The organism is Amphritea atlantica, assembly GCF_018860855.1.
Lineage (GTDB): Bacteria > Pseudomonadota > Gammaproteobacteria > Pseudomonadales > Balneatricaceae > Amphritea > Amphritea atlantica_A.
This window is the reverse complement of the sequence record NZ_JAHKQE010000044.1, coordinates 1-23,067: the sequence shown is the minus strand read 5'-3', so window position 1 is coordinate 23,067 and position 23,067 is coordinate 1. Positions and strand designations below refer to the sequence as shown.

Here is a 23,067-nt window from a genome sequence, read left to right as displayed (position 1 = left end):
CAGAGCATGCTCTGATTTGCCTTTAGAGAAGGCTTAGAAACTATAGGATGCGGAGAACGAGCCGAAACTATGGGTGCCGTCCTGTGTATCAAACTCTTTACTTCGGAATACCCGTGCGTAAGAGAACTTCCAATCCTCAACTAGCATGCTGGCGCCGATGCTGAAGTCACCGACCAGATTTTTCTTATCCACCGAGTGGCTGTTACTGAAGGTGTTACCGTCGAGAAAGATGTCTCTGAGTACCCAGCGTGCATCGAGGGCGATAAAACCGTGCAGGCCGAAGTTTTGCGCACTGCTATACCCCGTCGCGCTTTGAGTGCGTGGGTCTTGGCTGCCGGGTGCACTATTATCACCGCCGGGGCGTAGGGCTGAAGTGCCAAAATCATCCGGTAGGAACCAGCCAAGGCGAAGCTCTGCGCCGGTGTTTAGATAGGTCGCAACATTACCTAAGCTAGCGCCGCCATGCCAGATAATGTCGTATTCGAGGCCGCTTTTAAGCGGTCGAGAGGGGGTGCGGTATTTACGCTCATAAACCAGTTGCAGTCCCAATTCATTATTGAGTTGATTATCCCAACCCTCAAACTTATCGATACCCCGTATATCATGGATCAGATCTTGAGCTTCTTTGGCCATTGATGCCGGTCCGATGACGCCGATATTAAGAATGGCGGAATCCATGCGTTGTTTATATCTCAGGTGGTAGCCCATACCAAGATAGAGCCAGCCGGCATAAGGCCGATCATCGGGATCAACGGTGGTGCGCGTGTTATCTTGAGGGGTAAACATTTGCTGCCCCAGTGTGATCACTAGATTACGTACTATCTCACTTTGTTTTGGCGGTGTGTCGTCAAATAGTCCTAGGGGTGATGTGATAAAGCGGTTATAGCGTCTGGACCACGTCGGTAGGCTTTCATCATTGAGATAACTGGTTAGGTCCGGTGATGTCCACGAAAAGCGAATACCGTTGGTGTATTGTTGATCGGTTTCGGCGAAGAGATCGTTTTCTAGATAGAAGGTCGATGTGCCCGGATTTCTTTTGTCGCCCTGAGGTAGCTCAAGGGCTTGTAGAGGCGTCGACAGCAAAAGCCCTGTGGAAAGTAGGATGGCTGGTTTTTTCATCAGAAGAATAGGTTTCTCTGTGGTTTTTTGATCACAATTTTCCATACGATGACAAGTAAAACGAGCATGAGAATCAGTGATAGGTGGGCCACGCTTAGTTGATAAACTTGCCAGTCGGGATAGGGGCAGGTGGCGGCATTGTTTAGCGTGGTTAAGAATGAATTAAAGCTGCCTTGCTCTAACAGCGATGAGGTGCTGAGCTCACAACTCGACGATAGGTTGTCGGGATCAACAAATAGACTACGTAGGGTCGTGATGACGCCACCGGTAATTAATAACAGGTGGATAACGGCGACAAATCGTTGAAAATAAACGCTGCGATTAATGAGAAAGCTAATTAAAAATAAGCCAGACATCAGCAGCAGAATGATACGGATGACAGAGCACAGCGCGCAGTCGCTCTGTGCTATCAGTGGATCGATATAGGCTTGTGCGACCGCAAGGCTGGCGACACAGATAAAAAAGCCTAATGCGTTGTTTGAACGATATGAGGGTTTACCTGATACGCCAAAGTTGCTCACATGAATATCCTGCTCTTATTGTGTGTTTACTTTTTGGACCATTGCCCATTAGGTGTTTGGATGTATTGTCCAGCAGGGGCGCGTTTAATCAACCGCTCACCAATGCGTAGCTCAATAATATTAATATCAACGCCGGCATTTCGGGCGGTCTCGGCATACGCTTCACGTCGCTTGCTATTAATTTTTTTAACTAAGGCGTTAACATCAGAGGAGCTTTTTACAACGCCAAGGTAACCGTTTAGTTGTTCACCGACCATGCCCTGTTGTTTGGCATCGTCTAGGCTGATAGCCCAAGCAGAGGTGAAAACTAAGCTTAGCAGAAGGGTGGCGAAGGTCAGGATAGTTTTTATCTGTTTCATGTTGCTACACCTCAGAATAGTTCACTGTTTTCTTCGAACAGGTTATCAATCTCTTTATCAACTTTAATCAGTATCTCATGTTTAATCTTAACATTAAGGTTGATGGTGATCGGTTCATTGGGAACAGCAACCTGTACCGTTGGTGTACAAGCCACCACCATGGCCATTAGGCTGCTGAAGACCAGCGATTGTAGTATTTTTGGCATAGCCATATGCTGTTCTCCGTCAATAGTAAGCATGTTTGTGATGCCGTTGTTGTAGCTGTATTAGGTGATTGTAACCCGTCAACGGTACCGTTTCTCTAAGGATTTCGTTAATTTGTCTGTAAATTGAAGTGCTTGTAACAATTTGGGGATATTCTCCTCAATATTAATCGTGAAATCTACCGGCTGAGCACTATTCCAACTGGGGTTTCGGCCCTTAAGATGAGTTTTCAACAGGGCTTCACCATCGGGGTGATAATCAAGCTCAATACCTAAACTGTCATATTGCATATTACGCAGAGCATCAAAGGCGACGCCCAGTGCTTGATTGGTTTTGGTCAGTGCCAGCAGTTCAGGCTCTGGTTCATACCGAATCCAGCCCCCTTCTGAGGTACTGATGATCTGCCCTCCCGTAATACTAAATTCACCGTTAGAGACCTGAATGGGCATCTGACCGTTCAGAGTACCGGTACCGCTCAACCCTTCCTGTTGCTCCAGCGCGATTAGCTGGGCTAGATCGATCCCTGTAACGGCAACTGCGGTTGTGAAATTAGGATCGTCCAGTGATAGCGTCAGAGGCAAGGTAGTCACAGTGCCGCCTAATAGATCAACCGTGTTACTACTTAAATGAACTGTCGATTGTCCAGCAGTACTGCGTTCAAAGCGATAGCGACCTGAGAAGTTCTCTAGTGGCACACCGACATCAATAAAGGCAACCTTTAGTTCGCCGTCATCTTCTAATTTACCGCGGTGGTTCTTAATGGTTTCTGAATGCCAGTTGATATCGTATAGGTGGGTCTGATCATAACTGAGGTTCGCTTGCGCTGTCTGATTTAATAATCGCAGCGCGGTACCTGTCTTATTTATATCCAACCAGCCTTGCTGTTTTAAGGTGCCACCCGTGAAGACTAATTCAGGAGGCAGTGTTTTAGTAAAGCGGCGAATCAGTTTTTCTATCCCGTTGAGAGGGAGAGACGCTTGCCAAGATCCAGTGGTAACGCCTGTTTGTGTATCCGTGGTGGTTGAGCCCTTAACCTGAGTATCACCCGCGAGTAAAGGGTCTTTAAGCTGGATATTAAAACGGTTGGTGATCTTGTTGAGGGAGACCGAGGCGAGGTTGCTTAATGATATCTGGGGTAGTGCTTGGCCGTCGTAAAATCCTTTGAGGTTGTTTGTCGTGAGGTTAACCTGAAAGCCGACCTCATTAAGATTGATCTGCGAAAGCGCCAGTTTAAGCGGCTCCGGTTGCAGTAATATCGTTGGTTGGTCGGTTATCTGAACAGTAATCGGCTCTAGGTCTATCTGCAACGGTGTATCCGGAAGTTGGATCGCGTTAAGGCCCGATTGATTGAACTGTTCGATACGCGTTGTTAATGTCAGAGGTTTGAGTAGTTTAACGCGCATGGCTGCTGTGTTGATCTGGGCTGTCTTGGGTTCTGGATCAAGATGGAGTTGTTGTCCTTCGACCGATAAATTATTCAACGTGAATGTCAGATCATCGCCGTTCAGTGTCAGGTTCGCATCCTGCTGTAGATTCAGTTCAGCTAAGTTTAATTGAGGGAAATACAGGCGGCTTAGGTCAGTCAGTTGGGTAGTGGAGAGTTGGCTATTCAGGTGGTATTGATGAAAGGCGCTGCTTAAATCATCAAGAGGGATTTGGCTAACACCTGTCAGCATGACGGTGCCGGATATCATTGTTGGGATCTCTGGCCATTCCACGAAAGCTTGTAACAGTGGCTGCTGAAGTAGTGAATGCCATTGTTCTGGATGTAAGGTGCTCTGGCTCTCAATTTTCAACTGTTGCTGTTGATATGACAGCGATGCTTCTGTTTGCAGGGCGGTGGCTTCATCTGTGTAAATCGATAATGCGGCTTGGTCCTTTTGATCCAGTGTCAGCGAGAGGCGCATTCCGGGAGCATTGTCGAGTTTGTCGACGGTTATCGAGAGCTGTTCATTGCTTGCGCTGGCGTTACCTGAAAACGCGAGCTGGGTTGATTGGTTACCACTGGTTTCGATTATCGCACTGTAGTGAGATAGGTTGATCTTTTCTGCGGGAATCTGGCTGAGGATATAAGAGGGTAACGGTAGGAAGCCTAGCTGTATCGGTGTGCTGGCTTGATCCGTATCGCTGCTGTGTGGGTTAAGGGTCAGATTCAGTGTTAGGGTCTCAATATCCACAGTGTTAATGCGACCGGTATTGAACAGTTGCCAAGGGTTAAATTCGAGGCTGATGGAATCGGCGGTGAGTGTAAAGGCTTGTTCGGCGGTGTTTTTTTTCAGCTTAAGTTCACGTACTTCGACGCGGTTGAAGCTCGGACGTTGCAGTACAAAGCTGGCATCGATCTGCTGTTCGGTCAGGGCTTGGCGGACACTGTATTCGGCAATGGCCGGCAGGGCGAGATATAAACCGGTGATAAGAAAGACGAGGAGAACGGTTGCAATCAGTAGCTTACGCATTCGGTTCTCCTAGGGTTGATTAATACGTATCTAAGTTAAATATCATCCAGTTCCATTTCGTAGAGCCGGTCGATCGCATCCTTCAGATGAAAAATGACCTGTGTATATTGATCACTGTCGGCGGCAATATCAATATCACTGAGTCGATCAGCGGTTTCTTCTAGGGATGAGCCGTCGGTTCGAATACCATGATCGCCCAATAGCCAGTGTATCAGACCGTAGATCTCTGCTGGGGATTCAATGGCATCAAGGTCATTCAAAAAATAGTTTCTAAGCTGTTGTAGCGCTGGATACAGTGACGCGTCACGATCCGTTGCGACATAAAGCCTGAGTAGCTGGTCAGCACTATCTATCCGCTGTTCTGTTGCCGTGGCGCTGACCGCTGTTGCCTCTTTATTCATTAGGCTTAGTTGTTGGTCTGAATGTTCAACGCTGACATCACTGCCATCGGTGCGAATGATAAAACGCATAGTCATGGTGTCCTGTGAATTTATTTTTTCAGGGCAGTATTAGCGAATTTTGCGCACAATGTTGAGACCATCACGCACAGTAAGGAAAACGTTTTCCACATTCGGGTCTTCAGCGATAACGCGGTTCGTTTCTACCAACACATCATCGATGTCAGATTCCGGTTGTACCACCTTACCGGACCAGAGCACATTGTCGAGTACGATCAGGCCACCGGGACGAGTCATCTCTTTGACGCGGTTGTAATAGTTGAGGTAATTACGTTTATCGGCATCGATAAAGGTGAAATCGAGTTCGAGATCGAGTTTCTCGATGGTTTCCAGTGCTCGGCCAAAGATGACTTCAATTTTATGGCCGTGCTCACTGCGATCATAAAATGTTTGCGCGAATTCAATCGCCCGAGGGTTGGTCTCGCAGCAGATGAGGCGTCCGTCATCGGGCATCCCTTCAGCAATCGAGAGGGCGGAATAACCGGTGAACATACCGATCTCTAAAGCGACTTTAGGCTGGTGGATAGCGCTGAGCAGCTTCAACGTGCGACCCACTAATCGGCCTGATAATTTCTGTGGCCAGCCCATATTCTCGTTGGTTTGGTCGATGAGCTCCCGAAGTAGGGGCGGCTCTTCACCGGTATGGATAAAGGCGTAATCTTCAATGGCTTCATCAACCAGATACTGGGTCATTCTGCGTCTCTCAATATGGCGGGTCAGGGCCGAAGCTTACTGGCGTCGATGCCATCCGCTGCGGAGTAAAATAGGCGGTGCATAATATCACTTTCAGAGGCTTTAGGGATAATTGCATTGTGACGCTGTCGCTAGGCTGTTAATCAGTTGTTTTTCCACTGTCAGGACCGCGTGACCATAGGTTGAAGAGGAAAAATCCCTTACAATGGGCTTCTTAAATATCTGTCATAGTGGAGTAGTCCTTTGGAACCCCTGATCCTGTTTCTTATTACCGGTTTTGTATCAATGTCTGCCGCACTCAGCGCCGGTCAACTGAATAAATTACCAGAGGCCGAGAAATCAGCTTTCCTGCAGAGTCGAAACGGGGCTGTGATGGTTGTTATGGCGGGTAATGTGGCGGCGTTGACGCTGATTGGCTCACTGGCTTATGGTTTTCGATTATTAGAATGGTGGATACCCCTGAGTAGTATCTTTATCTCTTTTCCAGCGATCTCAGTGGGCATTACTCAACGTCTGTTCGGTGACAAGCTCAATCTGTCTATTATGTTGCCGCTGACGCTCGTGTCTGCCGGTCTGTTGTATTATTTTTGGTAAACCCGCTTCTCATCGCCGATTATTAAGGAGCAACAATGGCACCGACTCTCACTGCATTACTCAACGATCCCTTGGTCACTGCGATTATTGGCCTCGGGTTTGGCTTATTCTTGGGTGTGCTGTTGTTTCAGTTAAACAAAGTGAAACTCAAAGGACTTTTTAATCAGCAGTTACAGGCTTACGAAACCGAGAGACTTAAAGCCCAGGAGCAACTTGAGCGTCTTCAGGTTGAACTGAATAGCTCGGCTGAACGCGCCCAGTTGCTTGAGCGAGAGCAACAACAGAGTCGAGCCAGAGTACGAGAGTTAGAGTTAGATCAAGTGCGGCTGCAACAGGTTGAAGCGCAAAAGTACCATCAAGACGATGAGTTGGCCGAACAACATGAGCAGGTGGATAATCTGCAGCGCTTACTGAGTCAACGGCAGGCTCGAATTGCAGAATTAGAAAGTCGGCTTGAAAGCGAGCGAGAATCGCAATCTGAAAAGCTACAGTTGCTCACCGAAGCGCGGGATCAGCTGAAAAGTGAATTTCAGAATCTAGCGAATAAAATCTTCGAAGAGAAATCGGCTAAATTCACCACTGCTAATAAAGATTCTCTTGGCTCTTTGCTGACGCCTTTAAGAGATCAGCTTGGCGAGTTTAAACGGCGTGTTGATGATGTTTACGACAAAGAAGCTAAAGATCGGCGTTCGTTATATGAGCAGATTACCCAGCTGAAGGAGTTAAATCAGCAAATGAGTGCCGATGCGGTCAATCTAACCAATGCCCTTAAAGGTGAAAGTAAAACCCAGGGGAACTGGGGCGAAGTTATCCTTGAACGGGTATTGGAACAATCGGGGCTGCGCAAAGGGTATGAATACGAAACACAGGTCTCTCTGAACGAAGAGGGGCAGCGTTATATGCCCGATGTGATTATCCGTTTACCGGATGATAAAGATGTCATTGTCGATGCTAAGGTGTCACTAACGGCCTATGAAAAATATTGTTCCAGCGATGAGGCCCGGGTGCAGGAGCAGGCATTAGCCGCGCATCTGCAATCCATTCGCAACCATGTACGAGGCTTAAGTGATAAAGCTTACCAAAGCCTCGAAGGGGTGCGCTCCTTAGATTTTGTTTTGATGTTTATCCCTGTGGAAGGGGCTTTTTTGCTGGCGCTGCAACAGGATAAAGAGCTTTTCAGCTTCGCTTATGAACGCAATATTATTTTAGTCAGCCCTTCAACCCTGTTAGTGACGCTGCGCACCATCAATAATATTTGGCGCTATGAACGACAAAACCGTTTCGCTCAAGAGATCGCCCAACGGGGTGGTGAGCTGCATGATAAGTTTGTTGGTTTTGTGGAATCGTTAGATGATGTGGGGCGTCACTTGGGGCGTACACAGGCAGCCTATGAAACGGCCCATAAACGGCTCAGCACTGGACGGGGTAATTTGGTTAGCCAAGCAGCTTCACTGCAGAAACTTGGGGTTAAGAGTAAGAAAGCGTTGGATAAAAAGCTGGCCGATAAAGCCCTCGATTCTGATCCCGATGCTGAACAGTTGGAAATTCTTGAGTGATGATGTCGGTGGTGGGTTATGGCTCGCTCTTATCCGAGCGGTCGGCTTTGCAAACCGTGCCTGCGCTGCAAAATTTTCGGCTAGTGCGGGTGCCCGGTTATCGGCGTATTTTTAATAAAGTCGGTGTCGTTTTTATCAGTCGCTTTGGTGCCGACCCCGCGAGCCTACAATTAGCATCCTGTTCTACACAGGCCGTAAAAACCGGAGAGATTATCTGCAGCCAGTTTGAGTGTTCGGTCGATGACTTTACTGCGCTTTATGAACGGGAACACCGATTTCGGTGGGTCGAAGTAAAGACCTCTCGGCTTGATGGTTTGATAAATCCTGCAGAGCCCCGTGTGGGACGCATGTGTACCGCTTATAATGATCTCGATTACCGGCTGAATAAGTGTATTACTCCGCAGGAGTATGAGCGCCGAGTTGGAGCTTTTTATCATGGCCCTCTCTGGCGTGATGATATTCTACCGTTTCCCCGTTATCTGGCATTCTGCCTACAAGCCGTAGCTTCTCAGGGCCAAGCGGTGTTGGATAATTTTCTTGATAGCAGCTTTCTTGCTGATGGCACAACGTCGATTAGAACCTATCTACAGCAGTCTGAGGAACTGCAGGATTGGCGCAACGTTAATACGGGTTATAACTACCGCACAGGTAATGAGTGATAGTGTTGAGCTATTAAATCCGAGTTTATATCGTCATTGTTAGCACTTGGTTTTATATCAAAATGTTATTTTGATTTCTGTTGAAAAATCAAAACTTAATTTTGAAATTTCTCTAAATCGTCAATATTAAATATTGAAAATTCTTAAAATCATCAAGATTAAATAATGATTGCTATGTTTTTGATCAAAACTTAATTTTGATTTTTGTATATTTTTTGTACAAAAAAGAGGCGATCTATGATAAAAATAGAGAGGTTGTCTAATAAGTGCTATATTTGCTGAAATAGCCGTTGTAGCAAGGTTTTTGCTACTAAAGTTGTCATAAGACTGCCGATATAGATAAATAGACCGTTTTTATGGCTGGTATTTTGTTGTTGTGAATTTATTCGTAAGAAAATACTCATTTTTAGTCATTGTTGGGTTTATTTTTTGTTGTAGATAACAATAATGGCGACCGTTGTAAAAAGAATGGTTTAACCGGGCCAAAAAAAACCGGAGTTGGTTGAATACTGTTCAGGACGGTTATAAACATCAGCCTGATAACTTGAGTCTGTTCTGTAACAGAACAACAGATTTTAAAATGTAACTGGATATAGCAATGGCGAGCAATATGATCGTAGCTCTGGATATAGGCACCTCGAAAGTGGTGTGTCTGGTAGGCGAGGTTGGCCTAGACGGCACGATCGATATCGTTGGCATTGGCTCCCATGAATCCCGCGGCCTCAAGCGGGGCGTCGTGGTGAATATTGAATCTACGGTACATTCCATTCAACGGGCGGTGGAAGAAGCCGAACTGATGGCCGGTTGCAAGATTCATTCGGTGACGGTGGGTATTGCGGGTAGCCATATTAGAAGTATGAACTCTCACGGCATTGTTGCGGTTCGCGAGGGTGAAGTGATGGAGCATGACTTAGATCGGGTCATCGATGCTGCCCGAGCCGTGGCCATACCCGCTGATCAAAAGATTCTGCATATCCTGCCGCAAGAATATGTGATCGATAATCAGGAAGGTATCCGCGAGCCACTAGGTATGTCCGGTGTACGCTTGGAAGCCAAGGTTCATCTGGTCACTGGTGCGGTGAACGCGGTACAGAATATTGAAAAATGCGTCCAACGCTGCGGTTTAGCGGTGGATAACTCGGTGTTAGAGCAGTTAGCATCTAGTTTTTCCGTATTGACGGAAGATGAAAAAGAACTCGGTGTTTGCATGGTCGATATGGGGGGCGGCACGACGGATATCGCTATCTTTACCGGCGGCTCTATTCGACATACAGCGGTTATCCCGATTGCTGGCGATCAGGTGACCAATGATATCGCCATGGCGTTACGCACACCGACACCGTACGCAGAAGAGATTAAAATTAAGTATGCTTGCGCACTGGCTCAATTGGCGAGTGCGGACGATACCATTAAGGTGCCGAGTGTCGGTGATAGACCCTCTCGAGACCTATCTCGCCAAGCACTGGCAGAGGTGGTGGAACCTCGCTATGACGAACTGTTTACATTGATACAGTCGGAGTTGCGGCGCAGCGGATTTGAAGATTTAGTCGCGGCAGGTATCGTCCTGACCGGCGGCACGGCGAAGATGGAAGGCGCGGTCGAGTTGGCCGAAGAGATTTTTCATATGCCGGTACGGTTAGCTTTGCCAAAAGGTGTGCGCGGGATGGGGGATATACTGAATAGTCCCATCTATGCCACCGGCATTGGTTTGCTGCAATACGCCAAACAGGATAATCAGCATCTGACTGAAGCAGTGCCTGTTAAGGATAGCAGTGAGCAACCCCATATATTGAAACGGATGAAAACCTGGTTTCAGGGGAATTTTTAAGAAGCGCTCCTGTGCTAGGTTAAAGGTCTGCCTAATTGAGACCTAGATGTTCACAGGATGTGATAGATAATAAATCGAACGTAATAATACGCAATACAACAGGTGCGGGTTGGGCACTGAACCTGGAGGAAGGGACATGTTTGAATTAGTTAATAATATTGCACAGAGCGCTGTCATTAAGGTGATTGGCGTTGGTGGTGGCGGCGGTAACGCTGTTCAACACATGGTCTCGTCAGAAGTAGACGGGGTTGAATTTATCTGTGCGAATACCGATGCACAGGCACTGAATAATATGGGCTCACGCAATGTTCTGCAGCTTGGTGGCGAGATCACTAAGGGGCTAGGGGCTGGCGCGAATCCCGATATCGGTCGCGATGCGGCGCTCGAAGATCGTGATCAGATCATCGAGATGCTTAGCGGTGCTGATATGGTCTTTATTACCGCGGGTATGGGCGGTGGTACAGGTACCGGTGCGGCACCAATTGTGGCTGAAGTGGCTAAAGAACTCGGCATTTTGACGGTTGCCGTGGTGACTAAGCCATTCCCATTTGAAGGCAAGAAACGCATGTTGATCGCCGAGCAAGGGATCAAAGAGTTGTCTGAACATGTTGACTCATTGATTATCGTGCCTAACGAAAAACTGCTACAGGTGTTGGGTAAAAACTGCACCCTGATGAAAGCGTTTGATGAAGCTAATAATGTGCTGAAAGGCGCGGTACAGGGTATTTCTGACCTGATTATCCGTCCCGGCATGATCAACGTCGATTTCGCCGATGTGCGCACCGTGATGTCAGAAATGGGCACATCGATGATGGGTACGGGCTCTGCTCGGGGTGAAAACCGTGCCGTCGAAGCGGCTGAAGCGGCTGTTCGTAGCCCGCTATTGGAAGATGTCGATCTGATGGGCGCTCGCGGTATCTTGGTTAATATCACGGCGGGTCTGGATTTAGGCTTGGGTGAATTTAGTGATGTGGGCCAGGTGATCGAAGAGTTTGCCTCTGATAGCGCTACGGTCGTTATCGGTACCGTTATTGATCCTGAAATGACCGATGAGATCAAAGTGACTGTTGTTGCAACTGGCTTGGATAGTGCTGAACCACAAGATATTCGGGTTGTTAGCAATGGCGCATCCGTGGCCGGCTCCCGTCGTGCAGCGACGAAAGTCAGCGACTATAGTCAGTTAGAATTGCCGACAGTGATGCGTAATCGTAATGACTCTGTACGTGCACAGGACAACCCTGTCGTTGAGTCAGAGCCTGTTGCGGATTCACGTAAAACCGGCACCGATGATATGGAATTTCTGGATATCCCAGCATTTTTACGTCGTCAGGCTGACTAATAAATCGCCTAGAGGGATTTGTCCCGTCCCTTGTTTTTAAAAGCACTAAACAGACCCCGCTGATGGAGCCCTTCCTCGGCGGATGTCTTTTTTGCTTCGTTTATCATCACTAGGCTCGTTTTTGACGGAATCCGAAAAAAGTCGTTAAAAAGCCATCTATATGTTTGATTTAACCCCTGATTTCTATTAAAGTACGCGACCTCTGAGATCGGCTCTCAGAGCGTTTACAGCAAGCAGAGTGTAAACATCAAACGTGGTGAGGTGTCCGAGTGGCCGAAGGAGCACGCCTGGAAAGTGTGTATACCGCAAGGTATCGAGGGTTCGAATCCCTCCCTCACCGCCATTTTTTATCTTATATTTCAATGACTTACAGTGTTTCTTTCTTTTTTTGGGGCATCTGTGGGGCAGTCTGATTTGAAAACCCCATTATCTTGTTAATCATATTCGCCATCGGCGGAGCATCCTCTGGTATCCATTTAGCATAGTGATCATCTAGCATTTTAGTGCTGGTATGTCCCATTTGTTGCGCGATCCAATCTTTCGATATCATACCTGTTGATAATAGCTGCGATGCAAATGTATGTCGTGCATGGTTAGGGCCGCGATAGCGTACTCCCGCTTTGATCAAATGGTGCTTCCAGAATCGGTCGCGCACGGTACCATCACTCACATGCGGTACACCGGATTGGCTATTTCTCCAGATGGGGCGCCAGATTTCGTTATTCACGGTACGATTATCTTCCTGAGTCACTTGAATCTCCTCGGGCGGGGTTTGATAGGTATGTGGTTGTTGCTCCTGTAGCGCTTCAAGTGCCGGTTTTAACAGCTCGACTTCACGCACCGAACCGCGAGTTTTAGGCACTTTGAAATAGCCTTTAACCCGCGCTCGGCGTATTTTGGCAACGCCTCTATCGAAATCTATATCATCCCAACCGAGCGCAATGAGTTCCGAGACGCGCACGCCGGTCCAGAAAGCAAACTTCATCATAGTGACTTCCTGATAACGCTGGGTTGGGGTTGAGAGTATCTTGGTAATCTCAGATTTAAGAAAAGGATCGGGCTCCTGCTTCATTACCTTGCGGTTTTCAATGAGTGAGAGTGGATTGGTGGTAATAACGCCATCGGCTACAGCATCTTTAAAAATGCCTCTAAACACGATCATTACTTCATTAATGGTTTTATTTTTAAGGTTGTTCAGATAGACCGCCGCCCATTGCTCAACCTCTGTTTTAGTAATAGAGCGGATAGGGCGGTGACCGAAGGCCGGCAGAATATGTGTGTTGGCTTTTGATCGATAATTGACAAAGGTGCTGTGCGCTAAGGTGGCTTCTTTAATGGCCAGCCAATGCTTAATGGCATCTTTGACGAGTCGTCTTTCATTGGCACGGCCAGAGAACAACCTTGCTTTAGGTGAATCGGGAAAGTGTTCAGCATAATCAAAGCTGCCGATGGCTATATCGTGAAGAATACTTGCACGTTTATTGGCGGCAAACTTAATATTCGCTTTTGTAACCTTGAGTCCTTTTAGGGATTCTCGGCAGCGCTGACCACGATACGTAAATGTGATACGTATCGTGTCAGCACGAACCTCAATTCCTGTTGGTTGATTATGGGTTGCCATTTTCAATCCACTTATCAATGGCTTGCCAGTTATAGTAGATATTGCCATCAGGTGCTTTTTGCCAGTGCAGACCTTCTTGCCAAGCTCCACTGACCCTTTTTCCCTTTAGGGCATCAACGGTTAGCCCAGAGATCTTTGTGTATAGGCAGGATTTAACCCATTTAGGAAGCACAGTAGGGTTTGAGTTCATGTTACGTCTCCATTGATTGCTAATAACACACTTAACTTATCAGCTGTGTGTAAGGCGATTGCGCGTGAGGCGATTAAAAAATGCAAACGACGCGGCAATGTACCTTTAATCAGGAAAAAAAAGCTTCTTGGTGTCGCTCGTCAGAATGAGGATGCTGAGTCCCTGTAAAACATCATTGAACGATATGGGAATAAGTTGCAGGGTAGTTATGAGGTAGAGCATCAAAGCAGTTGCTGAAACAGATGCTGTTGTTAGTAAGTGAATGTAAAGTGATTTCATATTGAGAACCTCTTTATCAGGTTGATAAAGGGATTTTGCCACTAAAAAAAATAATGCAAGTCACGCCCAAGTGCTGACGTGTAAAATCACCGACGACAGGGACACTCATTTCTGCCAAAATTAGGATCATAAGTTCGACCTTACCCACACAATAATACCCCGGATGGGTAAGGCATTCATACAATGGAATCGTTTCTGCAATGGCTAAAGCACCCACAAAATCTAAATCATTAAAAAAACAAAACACCTCCTTTGAAGAATCCCTTTGGGACAGCGCCAATAAACTACGTGGCAGCGTAGAGTCATCTGAATACAAACACATCGTGTTGAGTTTGATCTTTCTTAAATTCATTAGTGACAAGTTTGAAGCCCATCGCCAAGCGCTCATTGATGATGGTAAAGAACAGTTTGTTGATATGGTGCCGTTTTATGCTCAGAGCAATGTGTTCTACCTGAGTGAAGAGGCGCGTTGGGCGACGTTGATCAAACACAGCAAGCAGGATGATATCGCCCTTAAAATCGATACCGCCCTGCACACCATTGAGAAAACCAACAAATCGCTGGCGGGTGCCTTGCCGGATAACTACTTCTCACGTTTAGGCTTAGAAAGCAGCAAGCTGGCGGCGTTGCTCGATACCATTAACAATATTGATACGCTGGCCAACGAATGCCAGATGAGCGAAGAAGATCTGGTGGGTCGGGTGTATGAATACTTCCTCGGTAAATTTGCCGCCAGTGAAGGTAAAGGCGGGGGCGAGTTCTATACGCCTAAATCGGTAGTGGCACTATTGGCCGAAATGCTGGAACCCTACAAAGGTAAAATCTACGACCCTTGCTGTGGTTCGGGCGGCATGTTTGTGCAATCGGTCAAGTTTGTGAACAGTCACAACGGCAACCAAAAAGAGATCTCGATCTACGGGCAGGAATACACCAGCGCAACCTATAAGCTCGCCAAAATGAACCTCGCGATTCGGGGGATTAACGGCAACTTGGGGGATGTTGCAGGCAATACCTTCTTTAAAGATCAGCACCCTGATTTGAAAGCCGATTACATTATGGCTAACCCGCCGTTTAACCAAAAACAGTGGCGCGCCGACAATGAGCTGGTGGATGATCCACGCTGGGCCGGTTACACCGTACCGCCCACCGGTAATGCCAACTATGCGTGGATACTGCATATACTCAGTAAACTCAGCGAAAGCGGCACCGCCGGTTTTGTCTTGGCCAATGGCTCCATGAGCTCTAACACCAGTGGCGAAGGCACTATTCGCCAAGAGATTATCGACAACGACCATGTGGATTGCATGATCGCGCTACCGGGGCAGCTGTTCTACACCACCCAGATCCCCGTGTGTTTATGGTTCCTTACCAAAAACAAAGGTGAAGATAAAACCCGAGGCTATCGTAACCGCAAAGGGGAAACCCTGTTTATCGATGCCCGTCAGATGGGCACCATGGCCAGCCGTATTCATAAAGAGCTGACACCGGATGATCTGGCTAAAATTGCCGGCACCTACCACGCATGGCGCGGTGAAACGCAGGATGGCAGTGGCACACTGGCGCAATACGAAGATGTGGCCGGTTATTGCAAAGCGGCCAGCTTAGCGGATATTCAAAAGAACGATTATGTACTCACCCCCGGTCGCTATGTGGGCGCGGCGGATATCGAAGACGATGGCATCCCCTTTGAAGATAAGATGCGCGAACTCAGCCAAACCCTGTATCGCCAGATGAAAGAAGCCGAAGCGCTGGATAAAACCATTCGTCAGAACTTGGAGGTGCTGGGTTATGGGGAGTGAGTGGCCTGTTGTAGTTTTAAGTGATGTTGCAACTCTTAGGAATGGAGCAGGAGTAAAACAACAATTTTTCTCAGATGTGGGGATACCTTTAATTAGAGTATCTGATTTTACTCAGGATTCAATCGATATTACAGATTGTAAATATGTTGAGGAAACTCATGCTGAAAGGTGGAAAGAGCACTTTCTTGATGAAGGTGATGTAATTGTTTCTACAGTTGGTTCTTGGCCTCCTAATTGGGCTTCGGTTGTTGGTAAAGTTGTTCGGGTTCCATTTGATGCTAAAGGATCTATACAAAATCAAAATACGTGCAGTATCCTCCCTAATGACGGTGTTTTGGACAACCAGTTTCTTTATTACAGGCTGAAGCTGGAAGATTTTTCATGGCATACCTCAAATAATGCAGGAGGGAGTGCAAATCAAGCCCGACTTCCTGTGAAAAAATTAGGTGAATTTTCTTTTTGTTTACCACCTTTTGAGGTTCAAAAGTATATTGGGCATTCGCTTGAGATATTTGACAACAAAATCGAACTCAACCGCCAAACCAACCAAACCCTAGAGCAGATGGCGCAAGCCCTGTTTAAAAGCTGGTTTGTGGATTTCGACCCCGTGATCGACAACGCCTTAGCCGCGGGTAATCCTATTCCCGAGGAACTGCAAGCACGCGCCCAACGCCGCCAGCAGCAACTCGCCAAACCGGATCACCAACCCTTGCCCGATGATGTGCGCCAGTTATTCCCCAGTGAGTTTGAAGAAACCGAAGCGCTAGGCTGGGTGCCGAAGGGGTGGAGGTGCGAAACGACGGCATTTATTGCAGATACAAACCTTAACTCTTGGTCTAAAAAAAACGCACCTGACTTTGTTGAATATGTTGATTTGGGAAACGCTAAAAATGGACGAATTAACGAATTTCAACGTTATAAATATACGGAAGCTCCAAGCCGAGCAAAACGTATAATGAATGCCAATGATACTATTGTTGGCCTTGTGAGGCCGGGTAACAGGTCATTTGCTTATGTTCATAGATGCGGCTTAACTGGCAGTACCGGTTTCGTTGTGATGAGTCCTAAGAGTGAAAATTTGAGAGCATACCTTTACTTTCATCTTACTAGAGATGAAGTTATTGATGAGTTTGCGCGGTTAGCAGATGGCGCAGCCTACCCTGCGATCAAGCCTGAAGTAGTAACAAATTTCTGTTGTTTGGTTCCTTCAAGTGAGATTCTTGATTCATTTCAGTTAATAACGGGGAGTTATTTAAAGAAGTTAGGTGTGAATTACTCTGAGGGTGAAAGCTTGTCTAAACTCCGTAACACCCTTCTCCCTAAACTGATCTCCGGCGAACTGCGCCTGCCAGAGTCTCTGCTCGATAGCGAAACCAACCCGCCTGAGACTGCTTATGAGTGATAAATCCCTCAGCCTGCAAGATCAAAGCACTGAGTTTCTACTTTACACCGCCCCGAGTGGTGATGTGAAGGTAGAGGTGTTGTTGAATAACGAAACCCTGTGGCTGACACAAAAACGAATGTCAGAGCTGTTTGCCGTGGGTGTGCCTGCTATTTCAAAGCACTTAAAAAATATTTTTGAAAGCGGTGAGTTAGATGAAAAAGTGGTTGTTTCCTTTTTGGAAAACACCACTGCCCATGGCGCTATAGCGGGCAAAACACAAAAAACCACCACAAAATACTATAACCTCGATGCGGTGATCTCGGTCGGCTATCGGGTCAATTCGGTACAAGCCACTCAGTTTAGAATTTGGGCGACGGCACTAATTAAAGAGTACATCATCAAAGGCTTTGCCATGGATGATGAGCGCCTTAAAAATGGTCGCTACTTTGGTAAAGACTATTTTCGTGAGTTGTTGGAACGGGTTCGCTCTATTCGCGCGAGCGAACGACGTATCTACCAGCAAATCACGGATATTTTTGCGGAGTGCAGTATTGATTATGACCCGAAATCAGATACCACCCGTCAGTTCTATGCTCATGTGCAAGATCAGTTTCATTTTGCGATTACGGGTAATACATCTAGCGAGCTTATCTACAATAAAGCCGATAGCACTCAGCCATTGATGGGGATGAATACGTTTAAACATGCGCCTGAAGGCCGTATTTTAAAGTCTGATACTACGGTGGGTAAAAACTATTTAAGTGAAAAAGAGATCAAACAGTTAGAGGCCGCCGTGGCGGGCTTTTTTGATTATATTGAACGTATTATTGAACGACGTAATAGCTTTACGATGCAAAATTTTGCCCTCAGTGTGGAGAAATTTTTAAGCTTTAACGAATACGAAGTGCTGGAAGGCTATGGTACGGTTACACGGGATCAAGCGAAAGAAAAGGCTCATGCTGAATACGAGAAGTTTAATAAACGGCAGCCTATCGAATCTGACTTTGATCGTATGCTGAAAAACTTGCCCAGCAGTGATTAAACCCTGTATTACCCAATTACATTGAAGCAACAGCGAAGACTACAACGCTGATAAAACACAACAGGATGTCGTGCCGTGAAATTTACCGAAGCCCAATTAGAAAGTGCCATTATCCAACTACTGGGGGAGCAGGGTTATCCCCATGTGTTGGGCAGTGATCTTTCGCGGGGAACCACTGAGGTATTGATCAAATCGGATCTGCGTGCTTTTTTAAGTCAGCAATATGCCAGTGAAGGTATCACCGATAATGAGATCGACGGCATTATCCGTCAGTTAGAGTTGCTCTCGGCGAGTGATCTGTATGAGAGTAACAAGACCTTCTGTAAGTGGTTGAGTGATGGGTTTTTACTCAAGCGCGAAGACCCTAATGATAAAGACATTTACATACAGCTGATCGATTACAGCGATCTTGCGGCGATGCGTGTGCCAACGGTAGATGAGGTGGATCAGCTATCCATTGTTACCGAAAAAGGCGCAGACTATCAGGCTCAGCCGCACACCAATAACCTTTTTAAAATCGTTAATCAGCTAGAGATTGAAGGCGTAGCCTCGGCCAGTGGTGGGGAGCTGCGTATTCCCGATGGTATTTTATATATTAATGGTTTGCCGCTGGTGTTGTTTGAGTTTAAAAGCGCTATCCGTGAAGAGGCCACCATCCACGATGCTTACGTGCAAATCTGCACTCGCTACCGGCGTGATATTCCCCAGTTATTTATTTATAACGCTCTCTGTGTGATCAGTGATGGCGTCAACAATAAGATGGGTACACTGTTTGCGCCTTATGAGTTTTATTATGGCTGGCGCAAGGTCAACGGCAATGAGACGGCGGAAAAGGACGGTATCAGCTCGCTCACCAGTATGCTGCAAGGGCTGTTTGATCAGCAGCGTTTACGTGAGGTGATCCGGCACTTTATCTATTTTCCTGATAAGAGCCATCAAGAGATCAAAATCGTTTGTCGTTATCCGCAGTATTATGCGGCCACTAAACTCTACCAAAGCATTAAAGCGCATCAGAAACGGCCTAACAGTGCAGGTGATATTATCGGCGACGGTAAGGGCGGCACCTATTTTGGCGCCACCGGTTGCGGTAAAAGTTTTACCATGCAATTTTTAGTGCGCCTGTTGATGAAGAGCGTGGACTTTGCCAGCCCCACCATTGTGTTGATTACCGACCGTACCGATTTAGACGATCAACTCTCTAAGCAGTTTACCAATGCCAAAACCTATATTGGCGATCAGATTGTTGAAACAGTGACCTCCCGTACTGATCTGCGCGCTAAATTGCAGGGCCGCCAGAGTGGCGGTGTGTTCTTAACCACGATTCATAAGTTTACTGAAGATGTGGCGCTGTTAACGGATCGCTGTAATGTGATCTGCATTTCCGATGAGGCCCACCGTAGCCAAGTTAACCTCGATCAAAAAATCTCGGTGGTGACTGAAGGCAAAAACCGAGGGGTTAAGAAAACCTACGGCTTTGCTAAATATCTGCATGACTCTCTACCGAACGCCACCTATGTGGGTTTTACCGGCACACCCATTGATGCCACCTTGGATGTGTTTGGCAAGGTGGTTGATAGCTACACTATGAACGAGTCCGTTAAGGATGAGATTACCGTGCGCATTGTCTATGAAGGCCGTGCGGCAAAAGTGGTTCTTGATAACAGTAAGCTGAAAGAGATTGAAGCGTACTATCAACAATGTGCCGACGATGGCGCGAGCGATTACCAGATAGACGATAGTAAAAAAGCGATGGCCAGCATGGGGGCGATTCTAGGCGATCCTGACCGTATACATGCCTTAGCCAAGGACTTTGTAGCGCACTATGAAGATCGCGTGGCTGAAGGCGCTACTGTGGCGGGCAAGGCGATGTTTGTCAGTAGCTCTCGCCAAATTGCCTATCAATTGTATCAGGAGTTACAGGTCTTACGCCCTGAATGGTTTGAGGTGCTGGAGTGCGCCAAGGGTGAATCACTTAGTGACAAAGAGCGTAAGGAGATAAAAGCCTCTGCGCGGGTGCGCATGGTGATGACGCGCAATAAAGATGATGAGAAAGCGCTGTGGGATCTGCTTGGTAGTAAAGATGATCGCAAAGAGCTGGATCGCCAATTTAAGCAAGCTAAGTCTAACTTTAAAATCGCCATTGTGGTGGATATGTGGCTGACCGGCTTTGATGTACCGTTTCTCGATACTATGTATATAGATAAACCTGTTTCACAACATAACTTGATACAAACGATCTCACGGGTAAACCGCAAGTTTGCTGGCAAGAGCAAAGGGCTGGTGGTGGATTACATCGGCATTAAAACCCAGATGAACAAAGCGCTAAAACAGTTTGGTGGCAGTGGCAGTGATAATTTTGAAGATATTGCCGCCTCGATTGTTGAGGTACGTAACCACTTAGACCTACTCAACAAGGCTTTTTATCATTTTGATAGCTCAGATTATTTCACCGGTGATCCTGTTGGCCAGTTAAACTGTCTCAACGAAGCCGCTGAATATGCAATGCAAACGGAAAAAACCGAAAAGCGCTTCATGGATATTACCAAGCGCTTAAAGGCTGCCTATGACATCTGCTGTGGTAACGAGCAGATCAGCAAAGATGAGCGTGACCATATTCACTTTTATATGGCGATCCGCTCTATTATCCACAAGCTAACCCGAGGTGTAGCACCGGATACGGCACAGATGAACGCCAAAGTGCGCGATATGATCGCCGAAGCGATTAAAAGCGATGGTGTCGAAGAGATCTTCAAATTGGGTGATGAAGCTGAAGAGGGCGCGATTGATATTTTTGATGAAGATTATTTAGCTAAAATCGACAAGATTAAACTACCGAATACCAAGATTAAGCTGTTGCAAAAGCTGTTGGAAAAAGCCATTGGCGAAGTCTCGAAAACCAACAAGATGCAAGGGGTCGATTTCTCTAAAAAATTCAAAGCGCTGGTGGATAAATACAACGAACGTAAAGAAGACGATGTGCTTGTCAGTAGCGTGCTGGAAGACTTCTCTAATGAAATTATCGACCTGTACCATGACCTAAAAAACGAAATGACCTCGTTTGCCGATATGGGCATCGATTTTGAAGAGAAAGCGTTTTACGACATCTTGAAATCCCTGTCGATTAAGTATGACTTCACCTATCCCGAAGATAAGATGATCGAACTGGCGAAACACGCCAAGGAAGAGGTTGATAGCGTTGCCAGCTTCCCCGCATGGAACCAACGAGAAGATATCAAAGCCGAGCTGCAAGTGAAGCTGATCTTGCTACTGGCCAAATACGGTTATCCACCGGTGGCCAACGATGATGCTTACAAAGAGATCTTGGAACAGGCGGAGAATTTTAAGAAATATCGAGAGAAAACAGGCTGATTATTATTGATGGGGTCGATGTTTTCCGCGATAAGTTATGGATCCGTATGCCTATTCAAAAGATGGGCGTTGTTGATTACTTGGGATGTAAAAACCACGACTAGCCCGTGTCAGTGTAATATAAATAGTAGTAGTTCTTTATAATCAGCTAATATCATTTCAGTCTTTCTTTTAAAGTTATAAATAATTGTTTTTTATAGATTTTATGGATTTTATGGATTTTATGGATTTTATGGATTTTATGGATTTTATGGTTTTTATGAGAATGTTTTATGGCGTGAAATAAAGCAGTATAAACGGCTCTAAGAGGTTTCGAATCCTATTCATTGCCGGATAGGCTGCGGAGAGAAGTGATACCTGTCGAGTTTTCGACACCCCCATTCATTGCCGGATAGGCTGCGGAGAAAAGTGATACCTGTCGAGTTTTCGACACCCCCATTCATTGCCAGATAGGCTGCGGAGAGAAGTGATACCTGTCGAGTTTTCGACACCCCCATTCATTGCCAGATAGTCTGCGGAGAAAAGTGATACCTGTCGAGTTTTCGACACCCTATTCATGGTCGGACAGGCCGCTGAGAAAAGTGATACCTGTCGAGTTTTCGACACCTCGCTCATGTACCGCCTACAGGATGATGTCTGTCCATCTCGAAGGTAATAATACCGGTAATCCTGACCAATTGAAGGTGGATAATCCGTAGCGTCCGGTAACCCCATCTTGAGCCTGGTACTACAGGCGTCATGACAGTGTCCACTTATTCGCTAGTGAACACTATAAGTGAACAACGTAAGCATAACTCGCCCATACGAAAACGTTGCCAATACATACCGAATCACAGTTCGGCTGCTTGCTGAAAGCCAGCGGTCTGAAACGTCTGTTTCACCGGAGGTTCTATATAATTTTCTGTATGACTACAGCTTTGACCACTACGCCTGTAATTTATACATCCCCAAAACTGACCGTTTCGCCCATCTCGCAATCTTAGCTCTCCTTTACACGAAGGGCATATAGGCACCCATTTTTGGCATTGGTCATTTATACAAATTTTAAAGCGGCCCTCTGTTTTCATCTCACTTTGGCAGGCTGGGCACGCCTTGTCTTTATAGCTACACAATGGGTAATTATTACAGGATAGAAACACGCCATAAGGCCCTGTTCTTTTTATGACTGTTCCCGTCTTGCAACTAGGACAATGTCTCTCTAAAGCTGAGACCTGTGTGGTGCTTACGTCAAAGGCATCTGTTCCTATCGGGTAGGTATCGTTTATCAGTTCTTTCACAAAATCCGAAGTATTTGTCATGTCCGTGAGAAGATAACTTCTATCTTTAGCGCGAGTAAGGGCTACATAAAACAATCGCCGCTCTTCAGCATCAGGAAACTTTTCTAACTGGGGCAGCAATGCGTCTAGCAAGGGGTGAGTCACCTTTCGGGAGGGGAATCCATGCTTTCCACGTTCCAGCCCTAGAACAATGACGTAATCAGCTTCTTTACCTTTCGATCCATGAAATGAAAGCTGCTCTATGATTAAATTTGGGAATAATTTACTGCATTCTTTTAGCTGGTGCTGTTCTAACAGTTTGGTAAGCGATCAGTTAACAA

The 23,067-nt window shown here is 46.5% G+C and carries 19 protein-coding genes and 1 tRNA gene; 10 read left to right on the top strand and 10 right to left on the bottom strand.

What is annotated here, in order from left to right:
• Positions 1 to 33 precede the first annotated feature (33 nt).
• The 7 genes from KO512_RS18025 to KO512_RS17995 all read right to left on the bottom strand — a co-directional run bounded on the left by KO512_RS18025 (position 34) and on the right by KO512_RS17995 (position 5,810).
• Positions 34 to 1,119 carry a lipid A deacylase LpxR family protein gene (locus KO512_RS18025; RefSeq protein WP_215953715.1) on the bottom strand — a complete coding sequence of 362 codons (1,086 nt, stop codon included), beginning with the start codon at positions 1,117 to 1,119 and terminating at the stop codon, positions 34 to 36.
• Positions 1,119 to 1,640: a disulfide bond formation protein B gene (locus KO512_RS18020; RefSeq protein ID WP_215953714.1), complete on the bottom strand. Its 522-nt coding sequence runs from the start codon at positions 1,638 to 1,640 to the stop codon at positions 1,119 to 1,121. The genes KO512_RS18025 and KO512_RS18020 overlap by 1 nt, the downstream gene beginning before the upstream one ends.
• A 26-nt stretch (positions 1,641 to 1,666) precedes the next feature.
• A complete protein-coding gene (locus tag KO512_RS18015) occupies positions 1,667 to 1,999 on the bottom strand; it encodes a YdbL family protein (RefSeq protein ID WP_215953713.1) in 333 nt (110 codons plus the stop codon).
• A gap of 11 nt (positions 2,000 to 2,010) precedes the next feature.
• Positions 2,011 to 2,166, bottom strand: a complete 156-nt coding sequence (locus KO512_RS18010; RefSeq protein ID WP_436792283.1) for a YnbE family lipoprotein — start codon at positions 2,164 to 2,166, stop codon at positions 2,011 to 2,013.
• A gap of 117 nt (positions 2,167 to 2,283) precedes the next feature.
• On the bottom strand, positions 2,284 to 4,659 hold the full coding sequence (locus KO512_RS18005) for a YdbH domain-containing protein (RefSeq protein WP_215953712.1): 2,376 nt from the start codon (positions 4,657 to 4,659) through the stop codon (positions 2,284 to 2,286).
• A gap of 35 nt (positions 4,660 to 4,694) precedes the next feature.
• Positions 4,695 to 5,129: a hypothetical protein gene (locus KO512_RS18000; protein WP_215953711.1), complete on the bottom strand. Its 435-nt coding sequence runs from the start codon at positions 5,127 to 5,129 to the stop codon at positions 4,695 to 4,697.
• A gap of 39 nt (positions 5,130 to 5,168) precedes the next feature.
• Complete coding sequence (locus tag KO512_RS17995; protein WP_215953710.1) at positions 5,169 to 5,810, bottom strand: O-methyltransferase; 642 nt, start codon at positions 5,808 to 5,810, stop codon at positions 5,169 to 5,171.
• A 243-nt stretch (positions 5,811 to 6,053) separates the two neighbouring features.
• Between KO512_RS17995 and KO512_RS20640 the strand changes: the two genes are divergently transcribed.
• From KO512_RS20640 to KO512_RS17965, 6 genes are all read left to right on the top strand, one after another.
• Complete coding sequence (locus KO512_RS20640) at positions 6,054 to 6,404, top strand: hypothetical protein (protein ID WP_252735110.1); 351 nt, start codon at positions 6,054 to 6,056, stop codon at positions 6,402 to 6,404.
• Between the two features lie 35 nt (positions 6,405 to 6,439).
• Positions 6,440 to 7,960, top strand: a complete 1,521-nt coding sequence (gene rmuC / locus KO512_RS17985; protein WP_215953709.1) for a DNA recombination protein RmuC — start codon at positions 6,440 to 6,442, stop codon at positions 7,958 to 7,960.
• Complete coding sequence (locus KO512_RS17980) at positions 7,960 to 8,619, top strand: gamma-glutamylcyclotransferase (protein WP_215953853.1); 660 nt, start codon at positions 7,960 to 7,962, stop codon at positions 8,617 to 8,619. The genes rmuC and KO512_RS17980 overlap by 1 nt, the downstream gene beginning before the upstream one ends.
• A gap of 598 nt (positions 8,620 to 9,217) precedes the next feature.
• Positions 9,218 to 10,447, top strand: a complete 1,230-nt coding sequence (gene ftsA / locus KO512_RS17975; RefSeq protein WP_215953708.1) for a cell division protein FtsA — start codon at positions 9,218 to 9,220, stop codon at positions 10,445 to 10,447.
• Between the two features lie 136 nt (positions 10,448 to 10,583).
• Entirely contained in the window at positions 10,584 to 11,786 is a 1,203-nt protein-coding gene (ftsZ, locus tag KO512_RS17970) for a cell division protein FtsZ (RefSeq protein ID WP_215953707.1), read from the top strand.
• A 255-nt stretch (positions 11,787 to 12,041) separates the two neighbouring features.
• Positions 12,042 to 12,129: transfer RNA gene (locus tag KO512_RS17965), tRNA-Ser, on the top strand.
• Positions 12,130 to 12,153: 24 nt separating this feature from the next.
• Here KO512_RS17965 and KO512_RS17960 read toward each other — a convergent pair.
• The gene (locus tag KO512_RS17960; protein WP_215953706.1) at positions 12,154 to 13,407 is read right to left on the bottom strand and encodes a site-specific integrase; all 1,254 of its coding nucleotides are present in this window, start codon (positions 13,405 to 13,407) and stop codon (positions 12,154 to 12,156) included.
• A complete protein-coding gene (xisR, locus tag KO512_RS17955; RefSeq protein WP_215953705.1) occupies positions 13,394 to 13,597 on the bottom strand; it encodes an excisionase family protein in 204 nt (67 codons plus the stop codon). The genes KO512_RS17960 and xisR overlap by 14 nt, the downstream gene beginning before the upstream one ends.
• Before the next feature lie 479 nt (positions 13,598 to 14,076).
• Between xisR and KO512_RS17950 the strand changes: the two genes are divergently transcribed.
• From KO512_RS17950 to KO512_RS17935, 4 genes are all read left to right on the top strand, one after another.
• Entirely contained in the window at positions 14,077 to 15,675 is a 1,599-nt protein-coding gene (locus tag KO512_RS17950; RefSeq protein WP_215953704.1) for a type I restriction-modification system subunit M, read from the top strand.
• Positions 15,665 to 17,077, top strand: coding sequence for a restriction endonuclease subunit S (locus tag KO512_RS17945; RefSeq protein ID WP_215953703.1), 1,413 nt, complete (start codon positions 15,665 to 15,667; stop codon positions 17,075 to 17,077). Before KO512_RS17950 ends, KO512_RS17945 begins: the two co-directional genes overlap by 11 nt.
• Positions 17,070 to 18,101, top strand: coding sequence for a virulence RhuM family protein (locus KO512_RS17940; RefSeq protein ID WP_215953702.1), 1,032 nt, complete (start codon positions 17,070 to 17,072; stop codon positions 18,099 to 18,101). Before KO512_RS17945 ends, KO512_RS17940 begins: the two co-directional genes overlap by 8 nt.
• A 75-nt stretch (positions 18,102 to 18,176) precedes the next feature.
• Complete coding sequence (locus KO512_RS17935; RefSeq protein WP_215953701.1) at positions 18,177 to 21,470, top strand: type I restriction endonuclease subunit R; 3,294 nt, start codon at positions 18,177 to 18,179, stop codon at positions 21,468 to 21,470.
• An 830-nt stretch (positions 21,471 to 22,300) separates the two neighbouring features.
• Here the strand turns inward: KO512_RS17935 and KO512_RS20565 are convergent.
• A complete protein-coding gene (locus KO512_RS20565; RefSeq protein WP_354667753.1) occupies positions 22,301 to 23,044 on the bottom strand; it encodes a topoisomerase DNA-binding C4 zinc finger domain-containing protein in 744 nt (247 codons plus the stop codon).
• Positions 23,045 to 23,067 lie beyond the last annotated feature (23 nt).

Coding starts and splice junctions, on each gene's coding strand:
- KO512_RS18025 (WP_215953715.1), bottom strand. CDS start 1,119: ATGAAAAAACCAGCCATCCTACTTTCCACAGGGCTTTTGCTGTCGACG.
- KO512_RS18015 (WP_215953713.1), bottom strand. CDS start 1,999: ATGAAACAGATAAAAACTATCCTGACCTTCGCCACCCTTCTGCTAAGC.
- KO512_RS18010 (WP_436792283.1), bottom strand. CDS start 2,166: ATGGCCATGGTGGTGGCTTGTACACCAACGGTACAGGTTGCTGTTCCC.
- KO512_RS18005 (WP_215953712.1), bottom strand. CDS start 4,659: ATGCGTAAGCTACTGATTGCAACCGTTCTCCTCGTCTTTCTTATCACC.
- KO512_RS18000 (WP_215953711.1), bottom strand. CDS start 5,129: ATGCGTTTTATCATTCGCACCGATGGCAGTGATGTCAGCGTTGAACAT.
- KO512_RS17995 (WP_215953710.1), bottom strand. CDS start 5,810: ATGACCCAGTATCTGGTTGATGAAGCCATTGAAGATTACGCCTTTATC.
- rmuC (WP_215953709.1), top strand. CDS start 6,440: ATGGCACCGACTCTCACTGCATTACTCAACGATCCCTTGGTCACTGCG.
- KO512_RS17980 (WP_215953853.1), top strand. CDS start 7,960: ATGATGTCGGTGGTGGGTTATGGCTCGCTCTTATCCGAGCGGTCGGCT.
- ftsA (WP_215953708.1), top strand. CDS start 9,218: ATGGCGAGCAATATGATCGTAGCTCTGGATATAGGCACCTCGAAAGTG.
- ftsZ (WP_215953707.1), top strand. CDS start 10,584: ATGTTTGAATTAGTTAATAATATTGCACAGAGCGCTGTCATTAAGGTG.
- KO512_RS17960 (WP_215953706.1), bottom strand. CDS start 13,407: ATGGCAACCCATAATCAACCAACAGGAATTGAGGTTCGTGCTGACACG.
- xisR (WP_215953705.1), bottom strand. CDS start 13,597: ATGAACTCAAACCCTACTGTGCTTCCTAAATGGGTTAAATCCTGCCTA.
- KO512_RS17950 (WP_215953704.1), top strand. CDS start 14,077: ATGGCTAAAGCACCCACAAAATCTAAATCATTAAAAAAACAAAACACC.
- KO512_RS17945 (WP_215953703.1), top strand. CDS start 15,665: ATGGGGAGTGAGTGGCCTGTTGTAGTTTTAAGTGATGTTGCAACTCTT.
- KO512_RS17940 (WP_215953702.1), top strand. CDS start 17,070: ATGAGTGATAAATCCCTCAGCCTGCAAGATCAAAGCACTGAGTTTCTA.